14 protein-coding genes are annotated in these 14,676 nt (G+C 59.5%); 13 read left to right on the top strand and 1 reads right to left on the bottom strand.

Annotated features, from left to right (window positions below):
• Window positions 1–25 precede the first annotated feature (25 nt).
• From secY to dsbD, 9 genes are all read left to right on the top strand, one after another.
• Entirely contained in the window at window positions 26–1,360 is a 1,335-nt protein-coding gene (gene secY / locus GCN75_RS07725; RefSeq protein ID WP_010394438.1) for a preprotein translocase subunit SecY, read from the top strand.
• A gap of 18 nt (window positions 1,361–1,378) precedes the next feature.
• A complete protein-coding gene (gene infA / locus GCN75_RS07730) occupies window positions 1,379–1,597 on the top strand; it encodes a translation initiation factor IF-1 (RefSeq protein WP_005663428.1) in 219 nt (72 codons plus the stop codon).
• Window positions 1,598–1,639: 42 nt separating this feature from the next.
• Window positions 1,640–1,753 carry a 50S ribosomal protein L36 gene (gene rpmJ / locus GCN75_RS07735; protein WP_010394471.1) on the top strand — a complete coding sequence of 38 codons (114 nt, stop codon included), beginning with the start codon at window positions 1,640–1,642 and terminating at the stop codon, window positions 1,751–1,753.
• Between the two features lie 14 nt (window positions 1,754–1,767).
• Complete coding sequence (gene rpsM, locus GCN75_RS07740; protein WP_046681666.1) at window positions 1,768–2,133, top strand: 30S ribosomal protein S13; 366 nt, start codon at window positions 1,768–1,770, stop codon at window positions 2,131–2,133.
• A 17-nt stretch (window positions 2,134–2,150) separates the two neighbouring features.
• On the top strand, window positions 2,151–2,555 hold the full coding sequence (gene rpsK / locus GCN75_RS07745; protein WP_010394475.1) for a 30S ribosomal protein S11: 405 nt from the start codon (window positions 2,151–2,153) through the stop codon (window positions 2,553–2,555).
• Between the two features lie 258 nt (window positions 2,556–2,813).
• Window positions 2,814–3,437, top strand: a complete 624-nt coding sequence (rpsD, locus tag GCN75_RS07750) for a 30S ribosomal protein S4 (protein WP_071325659.1) — start codon at window positions 2,814–2,816, stop codon at window positions 3,435–3,437.
• Window positions 3,438–3,545: 108 nt separating this feature from the next.
• Window positions 3,546–4,523 carry a DNA-directed RNA polymerase subunit alpha gene (locus GCN75_RS07755; RefSeq protein WP_008444343.1) on the top strand — a complete coding sequence of 326 codons (978 nt, stop codon included), beginning with the start codon at window positions 3,546–3,548 and terminating at the stop codon, window positions 4,521–4,523.
• Window positions 4,524–4,662: 139 nt separating this feature from the next.
• Window positions 4,663–5,055 carry a 50S ribosomal protein L17 gene (gene rplQ / locus GCN75_RS07760; protein ID WP_034753219.1) on the top strand — a complete coding sequence of 131 codons (393 nt, stop codon included), beginning with the start codon at window positions 4,663–4,665 and terminating at the stop codon, window positions 5,053–5,055.
• Window positions 5,056–5,219: 164 nt separating this feature from the next.
• Window positions 5,220–7,172, top strand: coding sequence for a protein-disulfide reductase DsbD (dsbD, locus tag GCN75_RS07765; protein WP_152282049.1), 1,953 nt, complete (start codon window positions 5,220–5,222; stop codon window positions 7,170–7,172).
• 71 nt (window positions 7,173–7,243) lie between these two features.
• Here the strand turns inward: dsbD and GCN75_RS07770 are convergent, their stop codons facing one another.
• The gene (locus GCN75_RS07770) at window positions 7,244–7,777 is read right to left on the bottom strand and encodes a Spy/CpxP family protein refolding chaperone (RefSeq protein WP_226941186.1); all 534 of its coding nucleotides are present in this window, start codon (window positions 7,775–7,777) and stop codon (window positions 7,244–7,246) included.
• 187 nt (window positions 7,778–7,964) lie between these two features.
• On the opposite strand from GCN75_RS07770, the gene GCN75_RS07775 reads away from it, so the two are divergent.
• The 4 genes from GCN75_RS07775 to GCN75_RS07790 all read left to right on the top strand — a co-directional run bounded on the left by GCN75_RS07775 (window position 7,965) and on the right by GCN75_RS07790 (window position 14,416).
• Window positions 7,965–8,693, top strand: coding sequence for a response regulator (locus GCN75_RS07775; RefSeq protein WP_034753223.1), 729 nt, complete (start codon window positions 7,965–7,967; stop codon window positions 8,691–8,693).
• Complete coding sequence (locus GCN75_RS07780; RefSeq protein WP_152282050.1) at window positions 8,690–10,048, top strand: ATP-binding protein; 1,359 nt, start codon at window positions 8,690–8,692, stop codon at window positions 10,046–10,048. Before GCN75_RS07775 ends, GCN75_RS07780 begins: the two co-directional genes overlap by 4 nt.
• 88 nt (window positions 10,049–10,136) lie before the next feature.
• Complete coding sequence (locus GCN75_RS07785; protein ID WP_152282051.1) at window positions 10,137–11,309, top strand: efflux RND transporter periplasmic adaptor subunit; 1,173 nt, start codon at window positions 10,137–10,139, stop codon at window positions 11,307–11,309.
• A complete protein-coding gene (locus tag GCN75_RS07790) occupies window positions 11,306–14,416 on the top strand; it encodes an efflux RND transporter permease subunit (RefSeq protein ID WP_152255392.1) in 3,111 nt (1,036 codons plus the stop codon). Before GCN75_RS07785 ends, GCN75_RS07790 begins: the two co-directional genes overlap by 4 nt.
• The last annotated feature ends 260 nt before the right edge of the window (window positions 14,417–14,676 follow it).

Raw genomic sequence — 14,676 nt, forward strand, 5'->3', positions numbered from 1 at the left:
GCTAACAGCTTGATCGGAGCGAAAATTGGCGACTAATCCACAACTTGCTAAAAGTGCAGCGGCCGGTTTCCCTTGGGGACGGCTCTGGTTTTTGCTTGGCGCATTGGTGGTTTATCGTATCGGTGCTCACGTCCCGGTTCCCGGGATTGACCCGACACAATTAGCCTCGCTGTTCAAGGAGCACGAAGGCGGCGTCCTGGGCATGTTCAACATGTTCTCGGGCGGTGCCTTGTCTCGTTTTACAGTGTTTGCGCTGGGTATCATGCCTTATATCTCGGCCTCGATCATCATGCAATTGCTGTCGATCGTGTCACCGCAGATGGAAGCGTTGAAAAAAGAAGGCGAAGCAGGTCGTCGCAAGATCACCCAGTACACCCGGTATTTCACGGTTGCCCTGGCACTGTTCCAAGCGTTAGGCATTGCAGTCGCACTGGAGTCGCAAGCTGGTCTGGTGTTGGAACCTGGTCTTGCATTCCGCTTCGTGACGGTCGTCACTTTGTTGACCGGAACAATGTTTTTGATGTGGTTGGGTGAGCAAATTACCGAGCGTGGTTTGGGTAATGGCATCTCGATCATCATTTTTGCCGGGATTGCAGCAGGTCTGCCGTCGGCGTTGGGTGGTTTGTTCACTCAGGTGTCGAATGGTTCGATCGGCAGCTTCAGCGCGATTTTCATCGTGATCCTGGTAGCACTGGTAACGTACTTCGTCGTATTCGTCGAACGTGGTCAGCGCAAAATATTGGTCAACTACGCGAAGCGCCAGGTAGGCAACAAGATTTATGGCGGTCAAACCAGCCATTTGCCGTTGAAGCTGAACATGGCCGGCGTGATCCCGCCGATCTTTGCTTCTTCGATCATCTTGTTCCCGGCCACTATCGTGGACTGGTTTTCAAAGGGCGCCGACAACGCTAACCCTGCGGTGCGGTTCTTGAAAGATTTGGCAGCATCGATGGGGCCTGGTGAGCCTATCCATGCGCTGTTGTACGCAGTGGCGATCGTGTTTTTCTGTTTCTTCTATACAGCGCTGGTATTTAACAGCAAGGAAACAGCGGATAACTTGAAGAAAAGCGGTGCGTTCATTCCCGGGATCCGTCCAGGCGAACAGACAGCCCGTTACATCGACAAGATCCTGACACGCTTGACACTTGCCGGCGCAGTCTACATCACCCTGGTGTGTTTATTGCCGGAATTTATGCAAGCCCAGTGGAAAGTACCATTCTATTTCGGCGGTACTTCTTTATTGATTATTGTAGTTGTCACCATGGATTTCATGGCGCAAGTACAGAACTACGTGATGTCGCAGCAATATGATTCGCTGCTGCGCAAAGCAAATTTCAAGGGCGGAATTCCGACGCGTTAAGCGCGGTAAACATACCGAATGGCAAAAGACGACGTCATACAGATGCAGGGCGAGATTCTTGAGAATCTCCCAAATGCAACATTTCGAGTGAAGCTGGAGAACGGACACGTGGTGCTCGGGCATATTTCAGGTAAAATGCGGATGAACTATATTCGCATTCTCCCTGGAGACAAGGTGACGGTGGAGTTAACGCCGTACGACCTGAGCCGAGCCCGCATTGTGTTCCGTACCAAGTAACACAGTGAATCAAACCAAAGAAGCGAAAGAAAGAGCCCCAAAATGAAAGTTCTCGCATCAGTCAAGCGGATCTGCCGCAACTGCAAGATCATCAAGCGCAAAGGCGTAGTCCGCGTAATCTGCGTGGAACCACGTCACAAGCAGCGTCAAGGTTAATCGAGGAATAACAAATGGCACGTATTGCAGGGGTTAATATCCCAAATCATCAGCATACCGTTATCGGCCTGACAGCCATCTACGGTGTGGGCCGTCCACGCGCAGAGAAAATCTGTGCATCGACCGGTGTAGCAACCAACAAAAAGATCAAAGATCTGGATGACAGCGAACTGGAAAAGCTGCGCGATGAAGTAGGTAAATTCATCGTCGAAGGCGATCTGCGTCGTGAACTGTCCATGAACATCAAGCGTTTGATGGATCTGGGTTGCTACCGCGGCATGCGTCATCGTAAGGGTCTGCCTTGCCGTGGCCAGCGTACGCGTACGAACGCACGTACCCGCAAGGGACCGCGTAAAGCCGCTCAATCGCTGAAAAAATAATCCGCTAGGGAATAATTATGGCTAAGTCGCAAAATAACGCCGCATCAGCACGCGTGCGTAAAAAAGTTAAAAAGAACGTCGCTGAAGGCATCGCACATGTCCACGCTTCGTTCAATAACACCATCATTACCATCACCGATCGTCAAGGCAATGCCTTGTCGTGGGCTACCTCCGGCGGTGCAGGCTTCAAGGGTTCGCGTAAATCGACCCCATTCGCAGCGCAGGTCGCCGCGGAAGCCGCTGGTAAAGTGGCTGTTGAGTGTGGCGTAAAGAACCTGGAAGTACGTATCAAGGGCCCAGGTCCTGGTCGTGAATCCGCCGTTCGCGCGCTGAACAACCTGGGCATCAAGATCACCGAGATCCAGGACGTGACGCCGGTACCGCACAACGGTTGCCGTCCACCGAAACGTCGTCGTATCTAAGATAGTGTTGCAGAGGGCGCTTCGGCGCCAGCTGCTTTGCTGTCTGTTGTAACTCAGTACAGTTGTGTGAAAACGCTGGAGCAGGGAGCCGGAAACGGTTATACTGCCCGGCTGTTCTTGCCTGTCAAATCCTGTTTGACGGGTTTTTCGTTTTCAGCCACCGTCTGATTGAAACCAAATCAGACTAGCGCCTAACCGCATCTGTGTGTTTGATCATGCATGTGGCTGGGGCGTTATCATTTAAAAAAAGGAAGTATCGTGGCACGTTATATCGGACCTAAAGCAAAACTTTCCCGCCGTGAAGGTACAGACCTGTTCCTGAAGAGCGCACGTCGCTCGCTGGACAGCAAGTGCAAACTGGACGTCAAACCAGGCCAGCACGGTGTCAAATCCGGCGCCCGCACCTCGGACTACGGTAACCAACTGCGCGAAAAGCAAAAAGTCAAGCGCATGTACGGCGTGCTGGAACGTCAATTCCGCCGCTACTTCGCTGAAGCAGACCGTCGTAAAGGCAACACCGGCGAAACGCTGTTGAAGTTGCTGGAAACGCGTCTGGACAACGTTTGCTACCGCATGGGCTTTGGCTCGACCCGCGCTGAAGCGCGTCAACTGGTCAGCCACAAAGCGTTCACCGTGAACGGTATCGTTGTGAACATCGCTTCGTACGCAGTTAAAGTTGGTGACATCATCGCTGTTCGTGAAAAATCGAAAAAGCAAGTGCGTATCGTTGAAGCACTGTCGCTGGCTGAACAAGTTGGTATGCCTAGCTGGGTTTCGGTTGATGCCAAGAAAATGGAAGGTACCTTCAAGTCCCTGCCAGAGCGTAACGAAATCGCTAACGACGTCAACGAATCGCTGATCGTCGAGCTGTACTCGCGTTAATAGCAGTTAGCACCATCACCGCCCACTCGTTTTCTTTCGGGTGGGCGTTTTACTAATGCCATCAGCCTTATCGGTGTAATGAGCCGAGGGTATTGAAAAGGACATTTCATGCAAAACAGTTTGTTGAAGCCACGTATTATCGATGTTGAAGCTCTCGGTGCAGGTCACGCCAAGGTCGTGATGGAACCGTTCGAGCGCGGCTATGGCCACACATTGGGTAACGCGTTGCGCCGCGTTCTGCTGTCGTCGATGGTGGGCTACGCGCCGACCGAAGTGACGATCGCTGGCGTCGTCCACGAATATTCCTCCCTCGATGGCGTGCAAGAAGACGTCGTCGATCTGTTGCTGAACTTGAAGGGTGTGGTTTTCAAAGTCCACAACCGCGATTCGGTAACCCTGACCCTGAAAAAAGAAGGCGAAGGCGCGATCCTGGCCTCCGACATCGACCTGCCGCATGACGTCGAACTGATCAACCCTGACCACGTGATCGCCCACCTGACCGCTGGTGGCAAGCTGGACATGCAGATCAAGGTTGAAAAAGGCCGCGGCTACGTTCCTGGTAACGTGCGTCGCCTGTCGGAAGACACGAACAAGACCATCGGCCGCATCATCCTGGATGCGTCGTTCTCGCCAGTGCGCCGTGTATCGTACTTCGTTGAATCGGCCCGCGTCGAACAACGTACCGACCTGGACAAGCTGATCATCAACATCGAAACCAACGGCGTGATCTCGCCGGAAGAAGCGATCCGCCAGTCGGCCCGCGTCCTGGTGGACCAGTTGAATGTGTTCGCTGCTCTGGAAGGCACGGAAGCTGCCGCCGAAGCGCCATCGCGCGCTCCGCTGGTCGATCCTATCCTGTTGCGTCCAGTCGACGACCTGGAGTTGACCGTGCGTTCGGCGAACTGCCTGAAAGCGGAAAACATCTACTACATCGGCGACCTGATCCAACGTTCGGAAAACGAACTGCTGAAAACGCCAAACCTGGGCCGCAAGTCCCTGAACGAAATCAAGGAAGTGCTGGCATCGCGCGGCTTGACCTTGGGCATGAAGCTGGAAAACTGGCCGCCTGCCGGCCTGGAAAAGTAATTCGTAGTTGTAGCAAACTGCCTGGGACAGGTGTCCCAGGCTTTTATTTTGTCGTACCAAACCGGTCCGCGGCTGTCAGGGGTTTCCCGATCAGCTGATCGAAGAACTGGAATTTAAACACTCACCGAAAGGATTTATCATGCGTCACGGTCACGGCCTCCGTAAACTGAATCGTACCTCGTCCCACCGTCTGGCAATGCTGCGCAACATGACAGTATCGCTGCTGCGTCACGAAGCGATCAAAACCACCCTGCCAAAAGCAAAAGAACTGCGCCGCGTTGTCGAGCCAATTCTGACCCTGGGCAAAACCGACTCCCTGGCAAACAAGCGTCTGGCCTTCAACCGCCTGCGCGACCGTGAAATGGTCGTCAAACTGTTCGCTGAACTGGGCCCACGTTTCGCCAACCGTAACGGTGGTTATGTGCGTATCCTGAAAATGGGTTTCCGCGTCGGCGATAACGCTCCTATGGCGTTCGTTGAACTGATGGATCGTCCAGATACGACCGAAGCAGTTGAAGTTGCTGGCGAGTAATCCCAGTAGCGGCATCCGTATCAAGGAAAGCCAGGCCTAGCCTGGCTTTTTTGTTTTCTGCTGCAGCTATTCTTACTGCAGTGTACTATTCTCCTTTCGCGCCGGCCCGGCACAAGCGCTGCCTGCTCCGCGCGTCCTCTGTCGAATGGTCGAAAAGGTAGTTCATGTCCCGTTTCCCCTCCAGCGCCACCGCGCGCGCCGCGCCACGCCATCCCTTGCTCACCTGGTTTGCTGCCTGCTGCTTCCTGTTGATTGCCATTTTTGGCGCCGGCCATGCCCGCGCCGACGATGAATTCCTCGATCCCGAGCTGGCTTTTAAATTTTCCGCCCGCATGCAGGACCCGTCCACCATCGCCGTCACCTATGTGATCGCCGATGGCTACTATATGTACCACGAGCGCTTCAAGTTCGAGGCCGTGGGCGCCAGGCTGGGCACCCCCGTATATCCGGCTGGCAAGGTCAAGTTCGACGACACCTTCCAGAAGAATGTGGAAACGTTCCGCAAGACCCTGACCATCACGATTCCCGTGGAGGCGGCCGGCGCCTTTACCCTGAAGGCGACGGGCCAGGGCTGTTCCGACAAGGGCCTGTGCTATGCGCCGCAGGATGCCACGGCCCAGCTGGTGGGCGGTGGCGGCGGCCAGAGCGTGGCGCCCGGTGCCGGCCTGCCATCGAAGTTCGCCTTGCCGGCTGCGCCGGCAGTCGACACGGCGGCCGTCAACGGCCCGCAGGCGCAGGCATCGCCTGGCGTGTCCGTGATGAGCATTGCCAGTGCCGATATCACCAGTACGCCCGATCCTGTCGCCGCGGCCCCCGTGGCGGCCAAGCCGGCGCCGGCGCAAAACGAGATGGGCAAGATCGAATCGGCGCTGAAAGGCGGCAAGCTGCTCGTCATCGTGCCCCTGTTCATGCTGCTGGGCCTGGGGCTGGCATTCACGCCGTGCGTGCTGCCGATGGTGCCTATCCTGTCGTCGATCATCGTCGGCGATGGCGCCAAGGTCAGCCGCTCGCGCGGCTTGCTGCTGTCGCTGACGTATGCGCTGGGCATGGCCATCGTCTACACGGCGCTGGGCGTGGCGGCCGGCCTGGCGGGCGAAGGCCTGGCGGCCAAGCTGCAAAATCCGTGGGTGCTGGGTTTCTTTGCCCTGCTGATGGCGGGCCTGTCGCTGTCGATGTTCGGCTTTTATGAGCTGCAAGTGCCGGCCTTCCTGCAAGGCAAGCTGACGTCCGTGTCGAACCAGCAATCGTCGGGCCGCCTGGCGGGCGTGTTCGTCATGGGCGCCATTTCCGCCCTGATCGTGGGACCGTGCGTGGCCGCGCCACTGGCCGGCGCCTTGCTGTACATCAGCCAGACGCGCGACGTCGTCATCGGCGGCAGCGCCCTGTTCGCCATGGCCGTGGGCATGAGCGTGCCCCTGATCCTGGTGGGCGTGTCGGCCGGCACCTTGCTGCCGCGCGCGGGCGCCTGGATGGATGCCGTCAAGCGCTTCTTCGGCGTGCTGCTGCTGGGCGTGGCCTGGTGGCTGGTCTCGCCCGTGCTGCCGGGCGCCGTGCAGATGCTGGGCTGGACGGTCCTGTTCGTCGGCTACGGCATGTATCTGCTGGTGGGCAAGAGCGGCGCGAAGAGCGCCTGGGTCGCCAAGGCCTTCGGCCTCGTGTTTGCCGTGCTGGGCGTGCTGCAGCTGGTCGGCGTGGCCAGCGGTGGTCGCGACCCGCTGGCGCCGCTGGCGCACCTGGGCGGTGGCCAGGTGCATGCGCAAGCGTTTACGCGCATCAAGACCGTGGCGCAGCTTGATGTGGCGCTGGCGCAGCTCAATGGCAAGCCCGCCTTGCTGGACTTTTACGCGGACTGGTGCGTGTCCTGCATCGAAATGGAAAAGCTGACCTTTGTCGACCCTGCCGTGCGCGAGAAGATGGGGCAAGCCGTGCTGCTGCAAGTGGACGTGACGGCCAATGACGCGGACGACAAGGCCATGCTGAAACGTTTTCAGCTGTTCGGCCCGCCGGGCATCATCATGTTCAACCAGCAAGGGCAGGAAATCCCCCAGTCGCGCGTGATCGGCTTCCAGAATGCCGCGACGTTCCTGGCCTCCTTGCACAAGCTCGACGGGCAGTAAGCGGTCACTTGTCTCGTCAATAAGAAAAAGCCTGCATTGCAGGCTTTTTCTGTTTCTACGCCAGCGACAACTTAGCCGGCTTTCGGCTGCTGCTGCATGCCGTGGTGGCCGCCGTGGTGGCCGCGCATACCGCCGTGTTTGCCGCCAGGAACGCTGTCGTCAAACACTTTCTTTTGCTCCGGCGTCAGCACGGCATAGAACGTTTTCAGCGAGGCCAGACGGCTTTCCTGGCTGGCAATACGTTCCTTCGACATGGCGATCCATTGTTCCATGCGTTCCGGCGCCGACAGCTTGGCAAACGCTTCGCGCTTGGCTTTCCAGTCGCCCATGGGCTTTTTCGGCGCGTTGGCGGCCGTGAACGTGGCCCAGGCCGGTTCCTGTGCGGCGGTCAGCTTCAGCTTGTCGTGCAGGCGGGCCTGGTACTTGGCCATGCGTTCGGCAGGGGTGCCGCCGCGGTGCTGGCCATCGTGTTGCATCTTGGTACTGGCGGCAGGCGCGCTGGCGGCCGCTTCCTGGGCGTGGACGGTCAGCGATGCCGCACCCATGCCGAGTACGCTCATGGCGATGATCAAATTCTTGCGCAAGGTTGTCATTGAGGCGTTCATCTGGATTCCTTTGTAAAAGATGAGGGATGTACATGTTGCTGCACATGAATCCATGTTGGACGCGCCATGTTTCCCCGAAGTGTCCGCTGCCAGACAGTTTGTATCTATATGTTTCTTCGGGTCTCCTATATACAAGACGATACAAATGCGTTGTGCAAGGGCGGGGGAAGTGGGGATAATTCGTACCATGGAACCCACTTCTACAATTCTCATCGTCGACGATGACCGCGATATCCGCAGCTTGCTGGCGGATTACCTGGAAACGAACGCCTACCGCACCCTGGGCGCGGCAGATGGCACGGCCATGTGGAAAATCCTCGATGAAACGCGGCCCGACCTGATCGTGCTCGATTTGAACCTGCCTGGCGACGACGGCCTGACCTTGTGCCGCAAGCTGCGCGCCCAATCGACGGTGCCCGTGATCATGCTGACGGCGCGCAATGAGCCGCTGGACCGCATCCTGGGCCTGGAAATGGGCGCCGACGATTATTTGCCGAAACCGTTCGAGCCCCGCGAATTGCTGGCGCGCATACGCAGTGTCTTGCGCCGCAGCCATGCCATGCCATCGAACGTGCCGTCGGACAAGGCGCAGCAAATCCGCTTTTCCGGCTGGACCCTGGACTTGACGGCGCGCCATCTGCTCAATCCCAGCGGCCTGGTGATCATGCTGTCGGGGGCGGAATTCCGCTTGCTGCGCGTGTTCCTGGAACACCCGAACCGCGTGCTCAACCGCGACCAGCTGCTGAACCTGACGCAGGGGCGCGACGCCGACCCGTTCGACCGCTCGATCGATATCCAGATCAGCCGCCTGCGGCAAAAGCTCGGTGAAGATGCGCGCTTGCCGCAAATCATCAAGACCGTGCGCAACGGCGGCTACGTGCTGGCCGGCCAGGTCAATGTGGAGCCCCACGCGTGAAGGCCTTCCTGGGGTCGATGACGGGCCGCGTGTTCATGTTTTTGCTGATTGGCATCGTTGCTTCGGCAGCGCTGACGCAGTGGCTGGCCGTGGGCGAACGCCAGCGCGCCATCGAGCAATACCGCGACTACCATGCCGTAGAGCGGGCCGAGCAGCTGGTGATGGCGGCCGACGTGGTGCCGCTGGCCTCGCGCGCCGCCTACTTGAAAGTGGCCAACAAGGGCAGCGTGCGCCTGGAGCTGCGTCCCGAGACGGAACATACGCCCGGCGCACCGACGGAGTTTTCCACGGCCCTGCAAGCCAAGCTGGGCGAAGGTTTCAAGGTCAGCGCGGTGGCCGAGCGTCCCGCCGCCTGCGTCAAGCCGCGCCAGTCGCCGGGCATGTTTGCCGCCAAGCCATGGGGCGGTACGTGCGAAAACCTCGACGTGCGCATGCAGGACGGCCACGTGCTGCGCCTGATGGTCTTGCCGCCACGCCAGCAGCCCCCGTTCAACGAACACAACGACTGGATGACCCTGCTGCCTTTCCTGATCAGCATTGCCATCCTCGCCTACCTGGTCACGCGCATGACCATGCGCCCGCTCAAGCAGCTGGCGCAGGCGGCGAAAGACCTGGGCAATGACATCAACCATCCGCCGCTGACCCTGTCCGGGGCCAGCGAGATCCGCCAGGCCAGCGCCGCCTTCAATGCCATGCAGGCGCGCATCCGCCAGCATATTTCCCAGCGCACGCAAATGCTGGCCGCCATCACGCACGACCTGCAAACGCCGCTGACGCGTTTGCGCTTGCGCCTGGAAAAAGTGGCTGACACGGAATTGTATGACCGCCTGGTGGGCGATTTGTCGGCCATGCAGAGCATGGTCAAGGAAGGACTGGATCTGGCCCGTTCGATGGATAGCACGGAGGCGATGCAGGCGCTCGATCTCGATTCCCTGCTCGACAGCGTCTGCTCCGACGCGGCCGATGCCGGCCAGAAAGTTACCCTGGGCGGGCAGGCGAGCATGGCCTTGATGGCCCGTCCCATCGCCATGCGGCGTTGCCTCGTGAACCTGATCGACAATGCCGTCAAATATGGCCTGTATGCGCAGGTGACGGTCGAGCGCATCGCGGGCGCGGCACGCATCCGCATCCGCGATGGCGGGCCGGGTATTGCGCCGGATCAACTGGCGAAAGTGTTTGAACCGTTTTACCGCATCGAGACATCGCGTTCGCGCGAATCGGGCGGCACGGGCCTGGGCCTGACCATCGCGCGCAATATTGCCGAGCAGCATGGCGCCACGGTCTTGCTGGCCAATCATGCCGACGGCGGACTGGAAGTCACCCTCATCGTGCCAGAGTATTACGCTGGAAAGTGAGCATTTCCGTGCGACAATATTGTGCTTTTATGCCCCCTGGCAACTACATTCAACCTGCAGCCCTGCGCTGCAACAGCGTGACAGAACAATGAAAAAGACTAGTCTGGCAATCCTCGTGGGTGCGGCCCTGTGTATCGGTGGCGGCATCTGGTATTTCAACCATCAGTCCGGCGCAGCTGCCGGCGGCCAGGACGGCAAAGGGGGCAAGGGCGGACAGGCGCCGACCACGGTGAGCGTGGTTGCGCCGCTACGCCAGGATGTGCCGATGGTGCTGCAAGCCAACGGCAGCGTGATGCCGATCAGCAGCGTCGACCTGCATCCGCAGACGACCAGCACGATTACCAAGGTGCATATCCGCGAAGGCCAGTTCGTCAAGCAGGGCGAGCTGATGTTTACGCTCGATGCGCGCAGCGAGCACGCGAATGTGGACAAGGCGCAGGCGCAGGTCTTGCGCGACCGTGCCTCGGTGCAGGACTTCGAGCGCCAGCTCAAGCGCAGCCAAGATTTGCTGAGCAAGAATTTCATCGCCCAGGGCGCCGTCGATACCCTGCAAAGCCAGCTCGACGCGGCACGCGCCTTGCTGGCCGCCGATCAGGCCGCCTTGCGCGCCGCCCAGGTCGACTCCAGCTACACGGTCCTGCGCGCCCCCCAGGGCGGCCGCGTGGGCGCCATCAATGTCTACGCGGGCAGCCTGGTGCAGCCGACCACGTCCCTGACCAGCATTACCCAGCTCGATCCCATCGACGTGTCGTTCACCTTGCCTGAAAGCAGTCTGTCAGGCTTGCTGGCGGCGCAAAAGGCGGGCGACGTGCCCGTCACGGCCTTGCTGTCCGATGCGGGCGGCAAGCAGCTCGATGGCAAACTGAACTTCATCGACAATGCCGTCGATCCCGCCACGGGCGTGATCAAGGTCAAAGCCCGTTTCAATAACGGCAGCACCGACCTGTGGCCCGGCCAGTATGTGAATACGCAGCTGACCGTGCGCACGCTCAAGGATGCGCTGGTCATCCCGCAAAACGCCATTATCACCAATACCACGGGCATCTTCGTGTATTCGATGGAATCCGACAACACGGCCAAGGTGCGCAAGATTGCCCGCGTGTATGCGTTCGGTCCGAATGCCGTCGTCACGGGTTTGAACGGCGATGAAAAAGTCATCGTCGATGGCAAGCAGAACCTGCGTCCGGGCGGCAAGGTGCGCCTGGCGGACAAACACAAGGCTGCCGATGGCGCCGTCGCACCGCAAGGCAAGCCAGCATGAACCTGTCCGAACTGAGCATTCGCCGCCCCGTCATGGTGGTGCTGTTGTCCTTGAGCATCATCCTGGCCGGCGTGCTGGCGTATGGCCACATTCCCGTGGCAGCCTTGCCGAGCTATAACACGCCCGTCATCAACGTCAGCGCCGACCTGGCCGGCGCCAGCCCCGATACCATGGCGTCCTCCGTTGCCTTGCCGCTGGAAAAGCAGTTTTCCACCATCGCTGGCCTGAGCCTGATCACCTCCACGAGTACGCTGGGCAATACTTCGCTGACCCTGGAGTTTGACGCCAGCATCAATGTCAACGAGGCAGCCGTCGACGTGCAGGCGGCGCTGCTGCGTGCGCAGCGCCAGTTGCCCACGGAAATGACGGACTTGCCGTCCTACCGCAAAGTCAATCCGGCCGATGCGCCCGTGCTGTTCATCCAGATGACTTCGCCATCGCTGAACTTGTCGGATCTGAATGATTATGCGGAAAACCTGATTGCGCCCAGCCTGTCGACCTTGCCTGGCGTGGCCCAGGTCAGCGTGAATGGCCAGAAACGCTTCGCCGTGCGCGTGCGTGCCCGTGCCGACCTGATGAACGCGCGCAACCTGACCATGGACGAACTGGCCACCGCGCTGCGCGCGTCGAACACGAATTCGCCGCTGGGCATCCTCGACGGCCCCAGCCAGACTCTGACCATCCAGGGCAACCCGCAAATGATGAAGGCGGCCGATTTTGCCGAGCTCATCGTCGCCACGCGCAATGGCCAGCCCGTGCGCCTGAAGGAAGTGGCCCAGGTGGAAGACAGTTTCCAGTCGACCAAGACGGCCGGCAGTTTCAATGGCGAGCGCTCGATCACCTTGCTGGTGCAGCGCCAACCGGATGCGAACACGGTGCAAGTGGTCGACGCCGTGCGCAAACTCTTGCCCGGTTTCAAGGCGCAATTGCCTGCTTCCATCCAGATCAGCCTGGTCAACGACCGTTCCGTCTCGATCCGCGAAGCCATTCACGACGTCAACCTGACCCTGGCCCTGACCGTGATTCTCGTGGTGCTGGTGATCTTCCTGTTCCTGCACCGCGCGGCGGCCACCTTCATTCCGGCCGTCACCATGCCCATTTCCCTGCTCGGCGCGCTGGCCCTGCTGTACTGGCTCGGCTATAGCCTCGACAACGTTTCCCTGCTGGGCATCACCCTGGCCGTGGGCCTGGTGGTCGACGATGCCATCGTGGTGCTGGAAAACATCGTGCGGCATATCGAAATGGGCAAGAAGCCGATCCAGGCGGCCCTGGTGGGGGCCAAGGAAATGGGCTTTACCATCATCTCGATTTCCGTCTCGCTGGTGGCCGTGTTCATCCCCATCTTCTTCATGCCGGGCGTGATCGGCTTGCTGTTCCACGAATTTGCCGTCGTCGTCTCGCTCTCTATCCTGGTGTCGGCCATCGTGTCGCTGACCCTGGTGCCGATGCTGGCCAGCCGCTTCCTGCCGGCCGATTCGCGCGAGCACAATGACAACGACCCCACGCATGGCGAAAAGTCCTTCATCGGCCGCCACTTCGAGGCGGGTTTCACGAAATTGCGCAACGGCTACGTGCATTTGCTCGATAAGGCCCTGGCGCACCGCAACGTGGTGCTGTTCATCGCCGTGTGTACTTTCGCGCTGACGGTGTTGCTGTACGCGACGATACCGAAAGGCTTCTTCCCCGAGGAAGACCTGGGCCAGATCCAGGTGAATACGGAAGCGTCGGAAGATATCTCCTCGGCGGCATTGCAGGATTTGCAAGCCCGCGTGGCGGCCGTGCTCAAGGCGGACCCCAGCGTGCAGGATGTGACCTCGTTCGTCGGCGGCGGCAACACGGGCCGCATGTTCATGGTGCTGAAACCGCGCAGCGAACGGCCGAAAATGCCCGTGGTGCTGGAAAACCTGCGCCGTGCAACGAGCGCCGTGCCCGGCATGGCCGTGTATTTCCGTCCCGTGCAAAACTTGCAGCTGGGCGGGCGCCAGAGCAAGAGCCGTTACCAGTACACCTTGCAAAGCGTCAGTCCCGATGCCTTGAATGACTGGGCAGAAAAGTTTATTGCCGGTATGCGTGCCGACCCCGCCTTCCGCGACGTCACCAGCGATTCGCAGATCAAGGGCTTGCAGGCATCGCTCCGGATCGACCGCGACAAGGCCAATTTGCTGGGCGTGCAGATGTCCGATATCCGCACGGCCCTGTACAGCGCCTTTGGCGAGCGGCAAGTATCGACCATCTATTCCTCGGCAGCCAGTTATTACGTGATCCTGGAAGCGGCCACGCCGGACCGCCAGTATGACGATGCGCTCACGCGCGTGTCCGTGCGCAGCAAGTCGGGCGAACTGGTGAAACTGTCGAGCATTGCCTACGTGGAACGCACGATCGGTCCCACGGCCGTCAACCACCAGGGGCAGCTGCAGGCCGTCACGATCGCCTTCAACCTGGCGCCGGACGTGCCGCTGGGCATCGCCACGGGCAAGATCGACGTGATGGGCAAGGAAATGAGCTTGCCGGCTTCCATCATCACGCGCTACGGCGGCGATGCGGCCGTGTTCCAGGATTCGCAGTCGAGCCAGATCATCCTCATCATCGCCGCGCTGGCCGTGATCTATGTGCTGCTCGGTGTCCTGTATGAAAGCTATATCCACCCGCTGACCATCCTGGCCGGCTTGCCGTCGGCGGCCGTGGGGGCGCTATTGACCTTGCGCCTGTTCGGCATGGACCTGACGATGATTGCCATCATCGGTATTTTGATGTTGATCGGTATCGTCAAGAAAAACGCCATCATGATGATCGACTTTGCCCTGCATGCGCAGCGCAATGAAGGCATGAGCCCGCCCGAGGCCATCCGCCAGGCGTGTATCCTGCGTTTCCGTCCCATCATGATGACGTCGGCGGCGGCCCTGATGGGCGCCTTGCCGATCGCCCTGGGCCTGGGCGCCGGCGCCGAGCTGCGCCAGCCGCTGGGCCTGGCCGTGGTGGGCGGACTGTTGTTTTCGCAAGTGATTACCCTGTTTATCACGCCCGTCATCTATTTATTCCTGGACAAGTACAGCGGTACGGGGCCATTGACGGACGAACAACTGGTTGCACTCGACGGCAAGGCTTGAACACCTGGCTGACCCGTGACCGGCGCCCCATTCCTGCGTGAATGCGGCGCCGGTTTTGTATGGGGAGTGATACATACGGTAACAACCGTCAAGAGGCGGCTCGGGTACCCTAGCTTGGGCTGCAAGGAATGCCGCTATCCTGTACGCTTCGGGTTGGAAATGTACAGGAAGTGTTCCCAAAAGCAAGGGACTCTGGCACTATGGCTGCCCTGTAAGATTACTTTTGTCGCTACACAGAAAGCACGATTCATTTTGCATGA

The sequence above is a fragment of the Janthinobacterium violaceinigrum genome (assembly GCF_009208555.1).
Taxonomy (GTDB): domain Bacteria; phylum Pseudomonadota; class Gammaproteobacteria; order Burkholderiales; family Burkholderiaceae_D; genus Janthinobacterium; species Janthinobacterium violaceinigrum.

Coding starts and splice junctions, on each gene's coding strand:
- rpsK (WP_010394475.1), top strand. CDS start 2,151: ATGGCTAAGTCGCAAAATAACGCCGCATCAGCACGCGTGCGTAAAAAA.
- GCN75_RS07775 (WP_034753223.1), top strand. CDS start 7,965: ATGGAACCCACTTCTACAATTCTCATCGTCGACGATGACCGCGATATC.
- rpmJ (WP_010394471.1), top strand. CDS start 1,640: ATGAAAGTTCTCGCATCAGTCAAGCGGATCTGCCGCAACTGCAAGATC.
- infA (WP_005663428.1), top strand. CDS start 1,379: ATGGCAAAAGACGACGTCATACAGATGCAGGGCGAGATTCTTGAGAAT.
- GCN75_RS07785 (WP_152282051.1), top strand. CDS start 10,137: ATGAAAAAGACTAGTCTGGCAATCCTCGTGGGTGCGGCCCTGTGTATC.
- dsbD (WP_152282049.1), top strand. CDS start 5,220: ATGTCCCGTTTCCCCTCCAGCGCCACCGCGCGCGCCGCGCCACGCCAT.
- rplQ (WP_034753219.1), top strand. CDS start 4,663: ATGCGTCACGGTCACGGCCTCCGTAAACTGAATCGTACCTCGTCCCAC.
- GCN75_RS07755 (WP_008444343.1), top strand. CDS start 3,546: ATGCAAAACAGTTTGTTGAAGCCACGTATTATCGATGTTGAAGCTCTC.
- rpsM (WP_046681666.1), top strand. CDS start 1,768: ATGGCACGTATTGCAGGGGTTAATATCCCAAATCATCAGCATACCGTT.
- GCN75_RS07770 (WP_226941186.1), bottom strand. CDS start 7,777: ATGAACGCCTCAATGACAACCTTGCGCAAGAATTTGATCATCGCCATG.
- GCN75_RS07790 (WP_152255392.1), top strand. CDS start 11,306: ATGAACCTGTCCGAACTGAGCATTCGCCGCCCCGTCATGGTGGTGCTG.